Annotated in this window: 10 protein-coding genes and 1 tRNA gene; 6 read left to right on the forward strand and 5 right to left on the reverse strand. The window is 58.3% G+C overall.

The window, feature by feature from the left end:
- The first annotated feature begins 23 nt into the window (after window positions 1-23).
- Entirely contained in the window at window positions 24-1529 is a 1506-nt protein-coding gene (gene malQ, locus LCQ44_RS02430) for a 4-alpha-glucanotransferase (protein ID WP_225093982.1), read from the forward strand.
- A 128-nt stretch (window positions 1530-1657) separates the two neighbouring features.
- Complete coding sequence (gene glgP, locus LCQ44_RS02435) at window positions 1658-3925, forward strand: glycogen/starch/alpha-glucan family phosphorylase (protein ID WP_225093983.1); 2268 nt, start codon at window positions 1658-1660, stop codon at window positions 3923-3925.
- 457 nt (window positions 3926-4382) lie between these two features.
- Here glgP and LCQ44_RS02440 read toward each other — a convergent pair whose 3' ends face one another.
- The 5 genes from LCQ44_RS02440 to LCQ44_RS02460 all read right to left on the reverse strand — a co-directional run bounded on the left by LCQ44_RS02440 (window position 4383) and on the right by LCQ44_RS02460 (window position 9774).
- Window positions 4383-5582 (reverse strand): ABC transporter ATP-binding protein, encoded by a 1200-nt coding sequence (locus tag LCQ44_RS02440; RefSeq protein ID WP_035137764.1) that lies wholly within the window; start codon window positions 5580-5582, stop codon window positions 4383-4385.
- 68 nt (window positions 5583-5650) lie between these two features.
- Window positions 5651-6490 (reverse strand): carbohydrate ABC transporter permease, encoded by an 840-nt coding sequence (locus LCQ44_RS02445; protein WP_022095055.1) that lies wholly within the window; start codon window positions 6488-6490, stop codon window positions 5651-5653.
- Window positions 6490-7344 (reverse strand): carbohydrate ABC transporter permease, encoded by an 855-nt coding sequence (locus tag LCQ44_RS02450; RefSeq protein ID WP_225093984.1) that lies wholly within the window; start codon window positions 7342-7344, stop codon window positions 6490-6492. The genes LCQ44_RS02445 and LCQ44_RS02450 overlap by 1 nt, the downstream gene beginning before the upstream one ends.
- 87 nt (window positions 7345-7431) lie before the next feature.
- Window positions 7432-8748: an ABC transporter substrate-binding protein gene (locus tag LCQ44_RS02455; RefSeq protein WP_225093985.1), complete on the reverse strand. Its 1317-nt coding sequence runs from the start codon at window positions 8746-8748 to the stop codon at window positions 7432-7434.
- A 306-nt stretch (window positions 8749-9054) separates the two neighbouring features.
- The gene (locus LCQ44_RS02460) at window positions 9055-9774 is read right to left on the reverse strand and encodes a GntR family transcriptional regulator (protein ID WP_055285612.1); all 720 of its coding nucleotides are present in this window, start codon (window positions 9772-9774) and stop codon (window positions 9055-9057) included.
- Between the two features lie 229 nt (window positions 9775-10003).
- Here LCQ44_RS02460 and LCQ44_RS02465 point away from each other — a divergent pair, with 229 nt between their 5' ends.
- The 4 genes from LCQ44_RS02465 to LCQ44_RS02480 all read left to right on the forward strand — a co-directional run bounded on the left by LCQ44_RS02465 (window position 10004) and on the right by LCQ44_RS02480 (window position 14747).
- Window positions 10004-12454 (forward strand): PTS transporter subunit EIIC, encoded by a 2451-nt coding sequence (locus LCQ44_RS02465; RefSeq protein ID WP_225093986.1) that lies wholly within the window; start codon window positions 10004-10006, stop codon window positions 12452-12454.
- A 125-nt stretch (window positions 12455-12579) separates the two neighbouring features.
- Window positions 12580-13593, forward strand: a complete 1014-nt coding sequence (locus LCQ44_RS02470) for a polyprenyl synthetase family protein (protein ID WP_225093987.1) — start codon at window positions 12580-12582, stop codon at window positions 13591-13593.
- 138 nt (window positions 13594-13731) lie between these two features.
- Complete coding sequence (locus LCQ44_RS02475) at window positions 13732-14637, forward strand: peptidoglycan-binding domain-containing protein (RefSeq protein WP_198019936.1); 906 nt, start codon at window positions 13732-13734, stop codon at window positions 14635-14637.
- 38 nt (window positions 14638-14675) lie between these two features.
- A tRNA-Gln gene (locus LCQ44_RS02480) sits at window positions 14676-14747 on the forward strand.
- Window positions 14748-15090 lie beyond the last annotated feature (343 nt).

The raw sequence follows: 15090 nt of genomic DNA on the forward strand, positions 1-15090 counted from the left end.
CAAGAAGGTTGGTGAGCGCATTCATGGAGCGTGCAAGCGGCGTCCTCATGCCCGTCTCATCTCTGCCCGGACCATACGGAATCGGCGGCTTTGGCTGGAATGCCTACGACTTCGTCGATTTTCTCGCCTCGTGCAAACAACATTACTGGCAGATTCTGCCCCTTACGACGACCAGCTATGGCGATTCGCCCTATCAGTCGTTCTCGGCCCGCGCAGGCAACCCCAGCTTTATCGACTTTGCCGAGCTTATCGAGGCAGGGTATCTGGAGCAGCGCGATATCGACGGCGTGTATCTGGGATCTGACCCCAGCAATGTCGACTACGGTGCTATCTTTGGCGGCCGCCGTCAGATTCTCGACCGCGCCGCCGAGCGCTTTGCTGCCGACAAGCCGGCCGATTTCGATGACTTTATCCAGGCCAACGAGGACTGGCTCATCCCCTACTGTGAGTTCATGACCGTCAAAGAGGAGTGCGGTCTCAAGGCGTTTTGGGAGTGGCCCGCGGAGCTCCGCACCCGCGGTGAGGCTTCCGCCAAGGTCTGCGCCGACCATCCGGCGCGTATGCTCTACCACCAGATGACGCAGTACTTCTTCGATCGCCAGTGGAGCCGCCTCAAGGCCTATGCCAACGAGCGCGACATTCTCATCATCGGCGACCTGCCCATCTATGTCTCGCGTGACTCCGTCGAGATGTGGGCGACGCCTGAGCTCTTTAAGATCGACGCCGCCGGCAATCCCGTGAGCGTCGCCGGCACGCCGCCCGACCAGTTCTCGGCCACCGGCCAGTACTGGGGCAACCCCATCTACGACTGGGACGCCATGGAGTCCGACGGCTTCTCCTGGTGGGAGGGCCGCATTCGCGCCGCCCTCGACATGTACGACGTCATCCGCCTGGATCACTTCCGCGGCTTCGAGGCCTATTGGGAGGTGCCGTTCTCCTCGCCCGATTCGTCCTACGGTTCGTGGACGCAGGGTCCCGGCCTCAAGTTCTTCAAGACGCTCGAGGAAAAGCTCGGCACGCTGCCCATCATCGCCGAGGACCTGGGCTTCCTCACCCCCGGCGTCATCGACATGCGCGACAACTCGGGCTTCCCCGGCATGAAGATCCTGCAGTTTGCCTTTGAGGGCACCAACTCGTACTACCTGCCGCATAACTACATCGCCAACACCGTCGCCTATGTGGGCACCCACGACAACGAGACGGCGCGCGGTTGGTTTGAGGGAACGGCCACCCCCCGTCAGCGCGAGCAGGCAGCCCTGTACACCCATCAGCAGGCCGGCGAACCCATGGCAGATGCACTCAACCGCACCATCGCCGCCAGCGTGAGCGACACGTGCATCTACACCATGCAGGACCTGCTCAACTTGGGCAACGAGGCGCGCATCAACACCCCTGCCACGCTGGGCGGCAACTGGACCTGGCGCATGCTCGACGGCGCCATCACCCGCGAGCTCGAGCACAAACTCACCGACTGGACCGAGACCTACTTCCGCATCCCGTCGGAAGCCGAAATCGAGCTTCCTCAATAGGAGCTACCGCGCCCGACCCCTCCCCACCGTGCGGACGCGCTTGCTTTTCCCGCGTGAGGCCACCCCAATCCCCTCGCGCGGGCTTCTTATGAATTGCAGACATGAAACAACCCATCACAGGAGAAAACATGCCCCAAATTAACCTCATGGAACTCGCCGAGCAGTCTTTTGGCACCTCGCTCGAGCAGCTCGACGACCGTCGCATTTACAAGCTGCTGGTCAAACTCGTGCAGGAGCGCTCCGCCGCCTGCCCGCTCAACAACGGCAAGAAAAAGCTCTATTACATTTCCGCCGAATTTTTGATCGGCAAGCTGCTCATCAACAACATGATCGACCTCGGCATCTACGACGAGGTTAAGGACCAGCTCACCGCCGCAGGTCACGACCTCAACAAGATCGAGGAATTCGAGGTCGAGCCGTCACTCGGCAACGGCGGCCTGGGCCGCTTGGCCGCATGCTTCCTGGATTCCATCGCCACGCTGGGCTTGACCGGCGATGGCGTGGGCCTCAACTATCACTACGGTCTGTTCCGTCAGCGCTTTGTCGACAACCAGCAGAAGGCCGTCCCCGACGAGTGGCTCGGTGAGCAGGACATCCTAGTCGACGATGACCACTCCTACACCGTCGAGTTCGGCGATTTTGCCGTTACCTCCAAGCTCGTCAACATCGATGTGCCCGGTTACGGCCAGTCCACCAAGAACCGCCTGCGCCTGTTCGACCTGGCGAGCGTCGACGACGGCCTGGTCCCCGGCAGTTCCATCGACTTCGACAAGACCGAGATCGCCAAGAACCTCACCTTGTTCCTCTACCCCGACGATTCCGACGAGCAGGGCCGCCTACTTCGCATCTATCAGGAGTACTTCATGGTGAGCAACGCCGCCCAGCTCCTGATCGACGAGGCCGTCGAGCGCGGCAGCAACCTGCACGATCTGGCCGATTACGCCGTTGTCCAGATCAACGACACGCACCCCACCATGGTCATTCCCGAGCTCATTCGCTTGCTCACCACCGAGCATGGCATCGAGTTTGACGAGGCCGTGACCATCGTACGCTCCATGGTCGCCTACACTAACCACACGATTCTTGCCGAGGCGCTCGAGAAGTGGCCGCTCGCCAGCCTACAGAAGGTCTCCCCTGCCATCGCCGACATTATCGTCAAGCTCGATGAGATCGCGAAGGCCGAGCACGATGACCCGCGCGTCGACATCATCGACAAACACGATACCGTCCACATGGCCCACATGGACATCCACTTTGGCTTCTCCATCAACGGCGTAGCCGCCCTCCACACCAAGATCCTGGAGGACACCGAGCTTCATCCGTTCTACGAAATCTATCCCGAGAAGTTCTCCAACAAGACCAACGGCATCACCTTCCGCCGCTGGATCCATGGGGCCAACCCCGCGCTCGCCAGCCTGCTCGACGATGTGATCGGCACCGACTGGCGCAGCACCGGCGATCTGAGCAAACTCGCCAAGTTCGCCGACGACAAGGACGTTCTTGAGCGCCTGGCCGCCACCAAGGTCGAGGCCAAGGCCATCATGCGCCAGTTCATGGCGCTCGAGCAGGGCGTGACCATTCCCTCCAACGCCATCATCGACGTCCAGGTCAAGCGCATCCACGAGTACAAGCGCCAGCAGATGCTCGCGCTCTACATCATCTGGAAGTACCTCGATATCAAGAACGGCAACAGACCTAAGCACCCCGTCACCATCATCTTTGGCGGCAAGGCGGCGCCTGCCTACACTATCGCGCAGGACATCATCCATCTGATCTTGACGCTGTCGCAGTGGATTGCAAACGACCCCGACGTGGCTCCCTACCTGCAGGTTGTCATGATCGAGAACTACAACGTCACCGCCGCCGAGCGCGTGATCCCCGCCGCTGACATCTCCGAGCAGATCAGCCTGGCCTCCAAGGAGGCGAGCGGCACCTCCAACATGAAGTTCATGCTCAACGGCGCCCTAACCCTGTGCACGCTCGACGGTGCCAACGTGGAGATTGCCGAGCTCGTGGGCGACGAGAACATCTACACCTTTGGCGCCTCGTCCAAACAGGTCGAGCAGCTCTATGCCGACGGCACCTATGACGCCGGTGTGCTCTACCGCAAGCCCGGCATTAAACTGCTGGTGGACTTCATCACCAACCCGGCCTTTATGGCGACCGGCAATGCCGAGCGCCTGCAGCGCCTGCACGATGACATTAAGGGCAAGGACTGGTTTATGGCCCTGCTCGACATTGAGGAGTACATCCAGACCAAGGAGCGCGTGCTGGCCGACTACGAGGACCAGGACGCCTGGATGCGCAAGGCGCTCATCAATATCGCCAACGCCGGCACCTTCTCGTCCGACCGCACCATCTCCCAGTACAACGACGAGATCTGGCACCTGAACTAATTTCACTTCCCTTACCCATCCTCTTGAGAAACGGAGTCGTGGCAACACGGCTCCGTTTTTTGTGCCCGCACGTTATCCTGTGACCCAACTCGGCCAAACAATCTCGATCTGTAACAACTACTCGGTAAAAACGGTCCCAGCTGTTACAGATTGAGACATACCGGCCCCTCCCCTTGGGTTTATCTCGATCTGTAACATCTAGCAGCTGAAATTCACCTTTGGTGTTACAGATTTAGATGAAATGGTTAGCTCAGCGGAACCGTCTCGATCTGTAACATCTAACGTCCGAAATCAGCCTCACCCGTTACAGATCGAGACAAACGACCGGTCAGACAGCCCCAACACAAAGAAAGGCTCCCCTCTCGCCCAGTGGACGGGAGGGGAGCCTTATATGTGACCGCGGCAAAAGGATGGCAATACCGCAGTCGCCCAAAGGGAGGGCCTGGATGCACCGGGCCTAGATTAGGTTCTTGCCAGAGACCTTATCGAAGAGGTGGGTCGCGTTCTTCTCAAACTTGAACCAGATGGTGTCGCCAGCCTTGAGCGCGCCCTTGGCCTCGAGGTCGACGACGGGGATAATCAGGACAAACTGGCCGTCGGGAGCGGTCACGTGGACATGCTCGGTCGAGCCCATGAGCTCGGTCACCTCGACGGTACCCTGGAGCGCGCCCTCCTCGCCCTTGTCGGCAAGCAGGATCTGCTCGGGACGCACGCCGGCCGTAATCTCCTTCACGTCGCCGCCGTCCCAGTTGAGGGCAAGTTGAGCGCAAGTCTCGGGGGCGAGTGCCACGTTCATATCCTCGGTCTTGACGGTAAAGCCGTTGCCCGAGCGCACCAGCTGGGCATCGAAGAAGTTCATCTGCGGCACGCCGATGAAGCCGGCGACGAAGATGTTCGCGGGATGGTTGAAGACCTCCTGCGGCGTGGCGATCTGCTGGACGACGCCGTCCTTCATGACCACGATACGGTCGCCAAGGGTCATGGCCTCGGTCTGGTCGTGAGTAACATAAATGAACGTGCCCTTGATCTCGTGGCGCAGCTTAATGAGCTCGGCACGCATCTGGTTACGAAGCTTGGCGTCCAGGTTGGACAGCGGCTCGTCCATCAGGAAGACCTTGGGGTCACGCACGATGGCGCGGCCGATAGCGACACGCTGGCGCTGGCCGCCGGAGAGCGCCTTGGGCTTACGGTCGAGGTACTCGGTAATGCCCAGAATCTCGGCAGCAGAGCGAACCTTGCGGTCGATCTCGTCCTTGGGAACCTTCTTGAGCTCGAGCGTAAATGCCATGTTCTCGTACACCGTCATATTGGGGTACAGAGCGTAGCTCTGGAACACCATGGCGATGTCGCGGTCCTTGGGCGCCACGTCGTTGACACGCTTGCCGTCGATGAGCACATCGCCCGAGGTAATGTCCTCCAGGCCGGCGACCATGCGCATCGTCGTGGACTTACCGCAGCCAGAGGGGCCAACGAGGACGACGAACTCCTGGTCGTGAACGGTGAGGTTGAAGTCCTCTACAGCGAGCACACCGTCCTCGGTAACCTTGAGGTTGTGCTTCTTCTCCTCGGTCTTCTTCTTTTTGCCAAAGAAGCCTTTCTTTTTTGACTCGTTGTTGGGATACACCTTCTGAACATGTTTGAGAACAATCTCGGCCATGTCTCTACCTTTCGATATGCGGCGCCGCGCTGAGGGGCGCCGCAGAAACTTGCAAAACAGTTACGGCATTAGCCCTTGACGGCACCTGCCACCACGCCGTCGATGATGTACTTCTGACAGAGGATGTACATGATAACGATGGGGATAACGACCATCATGATGCAGGCCATCATGGGGCCGAGCTCGACGTGGCCGTAGCCGCCGCGGAAGTACTGAATCAAGATAGGAATGGTCTTGTACTTGGTGGAGTCGAGCGTAAGGTAGGGCAGCAGATAGTCGTTCCAGACCCACATGGTCTCGAGGATGCCGACCGAAAGATAGGTGGGCTTCATGATGGGAAGGACGATCTTAAAGAACACCTGGACCGGGTTGCAGCCATCAATCATGGCCGCCTCCTCGATCTCGAGCGGGATGTTCTTTACAAAACCGGCGAACATAAAGACCGCCAGGCCCGCGCCAAAGCCCAGATAGATAAAGCAGATGTTGAACGGCGTGTTAAAGCCGATGCGGTCCGCCAAATTGGACAGCGTGAACATGAGCATCTGGAACGGCACGACCATCGAGAACACGAACAGGTAATAGAAGAAGTTCGAGATCTTGTTGTTGACACGAACCACGTACCAAGCGCACATGGAGCAGCACACCAAGATCAGCACGACCGACGTGACCGTGATGATGAGCGAGTACATAAATGCCGAGGCAAAGCCCTGCTCGTTAAGGGCGTGCATGTAGTTTGCGAGGCCGTTGAACGTCTCGGGCGTGAGCAGATCGAATGCCGTGGTGGTGCTGATTGCGGTCGCTTTCTTAAAAGAATTAAGCGCAATCATGAACACGGGGTAGATCCACGCGAGCGACAGGATCGTAAAGAAAATCGAGAGCGCGCGGTTGATAACCTTATCGCGTTTCATTACTGCTGCACCTCCTTGGACCTCGTGGCCTTAAGCTGGATCATGGAAATAGCAACAACCAGGATGCAGAAGATAACCGCCTTGGCCTGACCGATGCCCTGCCATGCAATACCGGCACGCGAATAGAACGTGTTGTAGATGTTCAGGGCGAGCATCTCGGTGGAGTGCGCGGGGGCGCCGCCGGTAAGGGCGAGGTTCTGGTCGAACAGCTTAAAGCCGTTGGTGATGGACAGGAACAGGCAGATGGTGATGGTCGGCATCAGGTTAGGGACCTTAACCTTCCAAAACGTCTGCCATGCCGTGGCACCGTCGACCTTGGCGGCCTCGATGTAGTCGGACGGAATGGACTGCAGACCAGCGATGTAGATGATCATCATGTAGCCGACCTGCTGCCACAGGGTCAGGATGATAAGGCCCCAGAAGCCAGCAGCAGAGTTAAGGGCGATGAGCTGGGCGCCGATGTTGGAGAGCAGGCAGTTGATCAAGATCTGCCAGATGTAGCCCAGCACGATGCCGCCGATCAGGTTCGGCATAAAGAAGATCGTACGGAAGATGTTAGTGCCCTTGAGCGCCTTGCGGGTGAGCGCCTGCGCGATGGCGAGGGCAATCACGTTGATGAGCACCGTCGACAGGAAGGCAAACGCCACCGTAAAGAAGAACGACGTGGTAAACTGCGAATCGGACAATGCGCGCACGTAGTTCTCGATACCGACAAAGTGCGCGTTGTTAATGGTAATAAACTGGCAGAACGAGAGATAGAAGCCCTGGATAAAGGGAATCACGAACCCGATCATAAACGCCAGGCACGTGGGCAGCATAAAGAGCGGCCACCAGCGCTTAAGTGCTTTGCCCATAAAAGGGTCCTTTCAATATGCAGGGGGCGGGCAAACCTACGTCTGCCCGCCCCCTGTCGCTAATCAGATAGCTTGGGCAGCAACTGCTTACTCGGAAGCAGCCTTCTCGGTCTTCCAGCCATCGACGAAGGCGTTCTTGACGCCGTCCCACTTGCTGTTATCGGCAGCGTAGGCAATCAGAGCCTGCTTGAGGTTCTTCTTCCACTCCTCGGAGGGAATGTAGACGAAGTCCCAAGCGACGGTCTTCTTGCCGTCCTTGGCCATGGCAACGGCCTGCTGCGAGAAGACGTTGGTGGTCTCCTTGGCGCTCTTGAACGGAGCGGTCAGACCCATCTTGTCGGCGATGATGCTGGTCGGGGTGTCAGCGGTGACGCACCAATACATGAAGTCCTCGGTGGCCTTCTGGGCATCCTCGGAAGCCTGGGAACTGACGCACCAATAGTTCTCGCCGCCGGAGCACAGGCCCTGGTTCTCCTCGCCGTCAACACCGATGTAGATGGGCATCATGCCAATCTGATCGTCGGTCATGCCGGCCTTGACGAGGTCAGAGTAGGCCCAAGAGCCGTTCTGGTAGAAGACGGCCTTGCCGGTTGCGAACTCGTTGGTGGCGTCGTCGCCGGTCTTGGAAGCAAGCTGCGAAGGATCGCAGGTGGAGTCGGTGATGTACAGGTCGAAGATCTGCTTGTAGTTGTCGAGGAACTCACCCTTGATCTCGTCGTCCTCCTGGTTGTGCTCCTTCTCAAACTCGTAGTAGAGCGGCACGTTGGCAAGGTGGGTGGTGTAGCGCCAGCTGGAGGAGTCGTCCATGCCGGCGGAAGTGAAGGCACCCTCGACACCAAGCTCGTCCTTGCGGGCCTGGATGTCATCGGCACAAGCCTTCAGCTTGTCGAAGGAGTTGATGTCCTCGGCCTTGTAGCCAGCCTTCTCGAGCAGCTGCTTGTTGTAGATGATGCCGAAGCTCTCCTGGACCCAGTCGATACCCAGATCCTTGCCGTCGGACTGCAGAGCCAGGGAGTCGTCAATGAGCTCACCGCGGAGCTTGGTATCGGACAGGTCGGCGCAGTAATCCTTCCAGTTCTTAAGACCGGTGGGGCCGTTGACCTGGAACAGGGTCGGAGCGGAGCTCTTGGACATCTCGGACTTAAGCTTCTCCTCGTAGGTGTTGGAAGCGGCGGTCACGATCTTGACCTCGACGCCCTTCTCCTTCTTATAGGCCTTGGCGATCTCCTTCCACTCCTTGTCGACCTCGGGCTTGAATTGGAGGAAGTAGACCTCGGCAGCGTCACCAGAAGCAGAGGAGCCGGAGCCGGCAGAACCACCGCAACCCACGAGGCCCAGACCAAGAACTGCAGCCGCGGAACCAGCAAAGCCCAGGAACTGCCTTCTGCTCATTTCGTTCTTCATTACAATCCACCCTTTCACACCGTGGCGGCACCCTTTGCCGCCGCCTTCGGAGATTGGCTCGGGGACTTTGCCCCTTTTGCTGATTTGAACGATACGCTATTTGGCTAGTTGTTTGAACAAGTATTACTAGAGCGGTAGAAAAACTTCGGTGAACGGTAATTTCAACTTGATACTTGACAAGTTTTGTATAAACAATTATTTGTTATCTAATGCAGAGAAAACGCCCGGTCAAGCCGATGTACCGTCGGTTTGACCGGGCGTTTTCTCTTTGAGGCCATGAGTCTCGTCAGGCTGCGAGCTAGCCGGCTATCGCTTGGAATTGACGCGGTAATGGAAGATCTCGGGGTGTGTGCGAGTGTGCGTCACCTCAAACAAGATGCCATCCGAGGTGTACGACTGACTCTCCATGACGGCAACGCAGTTGTATTTGCCGAGGTCAAGATAGCTGCAGTCCTCATCGTTGGCGAGCTCGACACTCACCGTACGACGGCTCGCCATCACTTTGACACCGCGCTTGTGCTCCAGATAGCCGTAAATAGAATCTGCCGCGATCTCGGGAGTCAGGCCCTTGGCGATCGACGCCAAAAAATAGCCATGGTCCACTTGGCGCGCGTTGCCGTTGAGGCTTCGGACACGCACTACGCGAATCAACTCCTCGCCCACCTTAAAGCCCAGGTGACGAGAGAGTTGCTCGGTGCAAACCAGATGTTCGAAAGACTTAACGTCCGTCGATGCAACGGCATTGTTGCGCTTTGCAAACTCGCCAAACGACTCAACCTCTTCGAGTGCGCCCAACATGTCGGTTTCGCCCTTAAGCCAAATAACGCGCACGCCCTTGCCGTGTATGGGCTGCACAAACATCCCGTCGGCCAGCATGCTCAAAGCGCGGCGGACGGTATTGCGCGTGCAGCCAAATTCCGCGGTCAGCTCGGCTTCGGTTGGCAGCATCTCCTGAAACGCATAGGTCCCATTAATGATGCGCGAGCGTATTTCTCGGTAGATTCCTTCGTATATCGCTTTTGGCATTGTTTCACCTCTACATTATTCATTTCCGGCTAGGCACGATAGCATTTCTTAAAGTTGTTTAAACCGAATATCGGTGAAGCGACAGGATTTAGCCGTTGACGGTTTCTGTCATGCCCAAATCGGTTTCGCTCAAAACTGCCGGTACGACAATCGTCTGGTCCTCTACAATGAATCCATTGTTTAAACGTTTCCCCACGCGCAACGCGCCTCGATATTCGGAAGGCAGAACATGCTGCAAAAAATCCAACGCTTTGGCGGGGCAATGTTCGCGCCCGCCATGCTGTTTTCTATATCAGGCCTCATGGTCGGCGTCTCCGCTCTCGCAACGACTGCGGACATCGTCGGCGATCTCGCCGTATACGGAACCCCTTGGTACGTTTTCTGGGCTATCATCCAGCGCGGCTCGTGGACGGTCTTTAAACGCCTCCCGCTCCTTTTTGCCGTAGCGCTGCCCATCGGTCTTGCCCAAAAACAACCGGCTCGTTGCTGCCTCGAGGCTCTCGTCGCCTATTTTGCCTACTGCTTCTTTTTGAGCGAGATCATTAAGCTGAGCGGAGACAACCTTGGACTTGAGTACCCGTCATCTTTGACCTCCGCCAGCGGTATCACCGTCATCGACGGCATCAAGACGCTCGACACCGGCATTATCGGCCCGCTGGCGGTATCGGCAACCGTCGTTGCCATCCATGACCGCTTCTACGATGCCAAGGTTCCCGATTGGCTCGGCACCTTCTCGGGCTCCTCGCTGGTCTACCTCATCAGCTTTTTTGCCGTGTTTGCCCTTGCTGCTATCTCGGCCGCCATCGTGCCCTACGTATACGATGTAACCGATACGCTGCGTCACGCGCTTGCAGGCGTCGGTCCCTTTGGCGTGGGCATCTTTGTCTTTTTAGAACGAGCACTCGAGCCCTTTGGCCTGCACCACCTGCTCTACATGCCGATCTACTACGACAACCTGGTCATTAACGACGGCATCTACGCCACGTGGAGCAGTTTGCTCCCCATCCTCTCCCATAGCACGCGCCCCCTTAATGAGCTTGCGCCGTGGGCCGGTTTTACCGCCACCGGCTGGGTCAAGCTCTTTGGCCTTCCTGCCATCGCAGCTGCGTTCTACTCCACCGCAAAACCCGAGCGCCGCGCCGGCCTCAGGGTCATCCTTGTTCCCGCCATCATCGCCTCGGTGGTTTGCGGCGTTACCGAGCCACTCGAGTTTCTCTTTATGTTCACCCACCCCGGGCTCTTTTTGCTCTACGCCGTCTTATCGTCTTGCCTTGCCACAGCCATGAATCTCTTTGGCATCGTCGGCATCTTCTCGGGCGGCCTCATGGAGATGGCAGCCTTCAACTTTATTCCGCTCATGCGCACGCATGCCGGTGCCTATCTTTTGGCGCTCGGTATCGGCCTTGCCTTTAGCCTCATCTTTTTTGTTAGTTTTCGAGCACTCATCTTGGTCTATGACCTTAAGACTCCGGGCCGCGAGGATCATGTCGTCAATCGCGCGGCAATCGATTGTTTAACGGGAAGCGACTTTGCCAAAGAGCAATCTCCCAATGACGAGGTCAATAGTCGATCCGATCAAGATCACGTCCTCGCTGAGCGGGTAATTCAGCTTTTAGGTGGCGTTGGCAATATCGTGGGCGCAACCAACTGCGCCACGCGCCTGCGCGTCGAGGTCGCAGACCCTTCCATCGTTGCAGATAACGCGTCGTTTGTCGCGGTGGGCGCCAAGGGCCTCATCATTACGGGCAAGACCGCCCAGGTGGTCATCGGCATCTCCGTTCCCCGCGTTAAAGAGCATTTTGACCAGATCATGGGCCTCGAGCCGGAATTTGTGCCCACCACCTCGGCCTCCCCTGCCGCCAGCGCAGCCCATAAGCGCGGCGATATTTGCTTCTTCGATATCGACGGAACGCTCGCCTGGCAAGACCCCAGGCTCGCCCAAGACCTTCCCGAAGACGAGCGGGACCTCTCCCCCTATCCCAACGAGGCGGTTTCGCAGGCAATCCGCGAGTTTGTCGCCAACGGCAACATGGCCTTTATCTGCACGGGACGTACCCTCAGCTGCATCCACCCCAAACTTCTTGAGCTGCCTTGGACCGGCATCGTCTGTCTTGCGGGCGGTTACGCCGAGATCAACGGACACGCAATTCGCGATCTGTCGATGACGCCCAGCATGCTGCAGCGTCTTGCCCCCTACCTTGAGCAATCGGGCGAGGTCATCCGCTTTGAGGGCCTCAACGGCGTCGTGCGCATGAGTGCCGATGCGCCCGATGCTCCCGGATACGCGCGCACCCTGGGCGACGCAGTCACGCAGCTGCAACATTACAGTGTCTACAAGATCTTGATGTCTACATCGCTCGCCAACCACATCGCTCAAGATAAGGCACTTGAGCCGCTGCTGTGCTTTAACGAGCTCGAACTCGAGGTAACCGAAATCTCGCCCCGCGAATGCACGAAGCGCGGGGGCATCCAGTCTGTACTCGACGCCCTCGATCCCCACCACGGAACCGTATACGGCATCGGCGACGCCAGCAATGACGTCTCGCTGATGAACGCCGTCGATGTCGGTATCGCCATGGGCAATGCACCGGACTATCTCAAGGATAAGGCCGATTACGTGACCGACACCGTCGATCACGACGGTGTCGTTGCGGCGCTCGAGCATTTTAGGCTGATTTAGGCGCGCTCCATCAAACGCACGCCCGTTGTCCTAAATCGCCAAAACTGCCGCGCCAAACGCCCTAATGTGGCAATATGTTGTCTGCATATTGCATCAACGCAACCTCAGAAAGAATGCGAGAACCCGTGTCCAGTCCGTTTACCAGCTTTTTAGCCCAGCACTTTGACCAGATTAACGCCTATCTGGCCACGTTCTTTGACGGACAGGCGACCTCTGCCGATATCGAGCGCTACCTGTATGCGCCGCTCTCGGCTTTTACGGCCAACGCCGGCAAGCGCCACCGCCCGCTTATCTGCATGCTCGCCGCAACCGCAGTGGGCGGTAGCTTTGAGAGCGCCCGCAGCGCCGCGGCAGCCATCGAGCATTTCCAGTCGGGCGCGCTGATCCACGACGACATCGCCGACAACGGACAGCTTCGTCGAGGCAAGCCCTGCATGCACCTTACCGAGGGCACGGGCCTTGCCATCAATTGTGGCGACCTGGCGCTCACCATGGTCACCAAGACGGTTCTCGACGACCCCACGCTGGAGTCCGACGTGAAGCTGCGCGTGCTCCACGAGCTTACCGAGATGATCGTCCGCACCATTGAGGGTCAAGCACTCGACCTGGGTTGGGTCCGTGACGGGCGCTTTGATATCTCGGTTGATGACTACCTGGACATGGCGACGCACAAGACCGCGTTTTACAGCGGAGCCACGCCGCTTGCCGCCGGAGCCATTATCGGCGGCGGCAGCGATGAGCAAATCGAAGCGCTGCGCGCCTTTGGCCTACACACAGGCCTCGCCTTTCAGATTCAGGACGACCTGCTCAACTTGATCGGCACCAAAGAGGCCGCCAACAAGGACTTCCGCACCGACATCACCGAGGGCAAGCGCACGCTTGTCGCCGTACACGCCCTCTCTGATGAGCGCCACCACGACGAGGTCGAGGCGATTCTTTCCTCGGGCACCGATGATCCCGCGCAGCTCGCACGCGCTGTGGAGATCTTCCAGGAGACCGGCTCCATCGATTACGCCCACACTTACGCGCTCGACCTGACCGCTAAGGCCAAAGCGGCCATCGAGAACGTTGAGCTTGATCCGCACGCACGCGAGCTGTTCCTCTCCATGGCAGATTTCTTTGTGGAGCGCCTTAACTAACGGGGGTTATAAAATCTGTCAGCAGCGTATTTAGGCACAACTTGCTACACTGTTGAGTGCATGTTTATGCATCCCTTTGCGTTGTCTATCCGACAGACGCTCAAATAGTACGAATGGTACGCCGAAAGGGGTTCGTTCATGGAACCTATTACAACGGGCATGCAAGGAGCAGCCGTCGAGGACGTGCAGTCTCGTCTCCTGCAGCTCGGCTACACGATTGATGCCGCCGAAGTCACCGACAAGTACTTTGGAGCCACCACTGAGCAGGCCGTCAGCACCTTCAGGCTCGACAGCGGCCTTGCTGCCGGTCATGCCGTCGATATCCCCTGTTGGAGCGCCCTTGTAGACGCTTCGTATAAGCTGGGCGACCGCACCCTCTATCTGCGCATGCCCAATTTCCATGGCGCCGATGTGCAGGCCCTGCAGCGCGCTCTCAACGTTTTGGGCTTTGCCTGTGGCGAAGACGACGGCTACTTTGGTCCGCATACCGAGGCCGCCCTGCAGCAGTTCCAGGAAAATGTCGGCCTGTTTGCCGACGGCATGGCCTTCCAGGACACCTACGCCTACATCAACCGCCTGCACCATGTGTGGGAGGGCAAGCCCTCGGTCACCGAAGCCGAGTCCCGCATCGGTTTTGCTCGCGCCGCCAACGTGCTCGAGCGCTTCCAGATTGCCGTTATCGGCGAGGACCCCATCGCACGCAGCGTTGCGTCGCGCATGTGGAATATCGCCACGGCAACGACCGACAACAGCGGCATGATGCTCTGTGACTCCGAGGTCCCAACCGACGTTGACCTGGTGCTCGAAATCACAAGCGACGAGCTGCCCGCCGACGCCGCACCGCGCGCCACGATTGCCCTCGCCGAGTGCCACAACCTGGCCCAGCGCATCCGCACCGCCAATGTCGCCGCGCAGCAGAAGCCGGCTCGCATTCGCATTGAGCTCACGGGCATGACGCGCTACAACGGCACTTTCACGGCCAGCGACGCGCAGACACTCGCCGTACGCCTGCTCGATGGCGTTTGCGATGCCCTCGCAGATTAGGTAAACTAAACGAGTTGCTTTTGGGCAACACCACACATTGGGACGTAGTTCAACGGTAGAACTCCGGTTTTTGGTGCCGGCTGTTGGGGGTTCGAATCCCTCCGTCCCAGCCCTTAAGAACACAGCGCTCCAGGCCCTTATGAACCTGGAGCGCTTTCTTGTGGGCAAGCGGAGGAATTCGAACCCGCAAGGGTGCGGAGCTGAGGAAACGCGAAGCGTTTTCCAGCGCAGCACGCAAGGAGCGAAGCGACGCAGCGGGGCGCGGCCGCCGAAAAGGCGGACGCGGAATCCCTCCGTCCCACAGCCGGCACTTGGGGACGTTCCTAAAGTGCCGGCACTAAAGGAACGTCTCCAAGTGCCGGCTTCCCAAAAATCTACCTTTAAAAGACAGGCGCCCCAGGCCCATAAGGACCAAGAGCGCCTTTCATCTAGAAAATATCAGCCCAGTTCCGA

The sequence above is a fragment of the Collinsella aerofaciens genome, from assembly GCF_020181355.1.
In the GTDB taxonomy this organism is placed as follows: Bacteria; Actinomycetota; Coriobacteriia; order Coriobacteriales; family Coriobacteriaceae; genus Collinsella.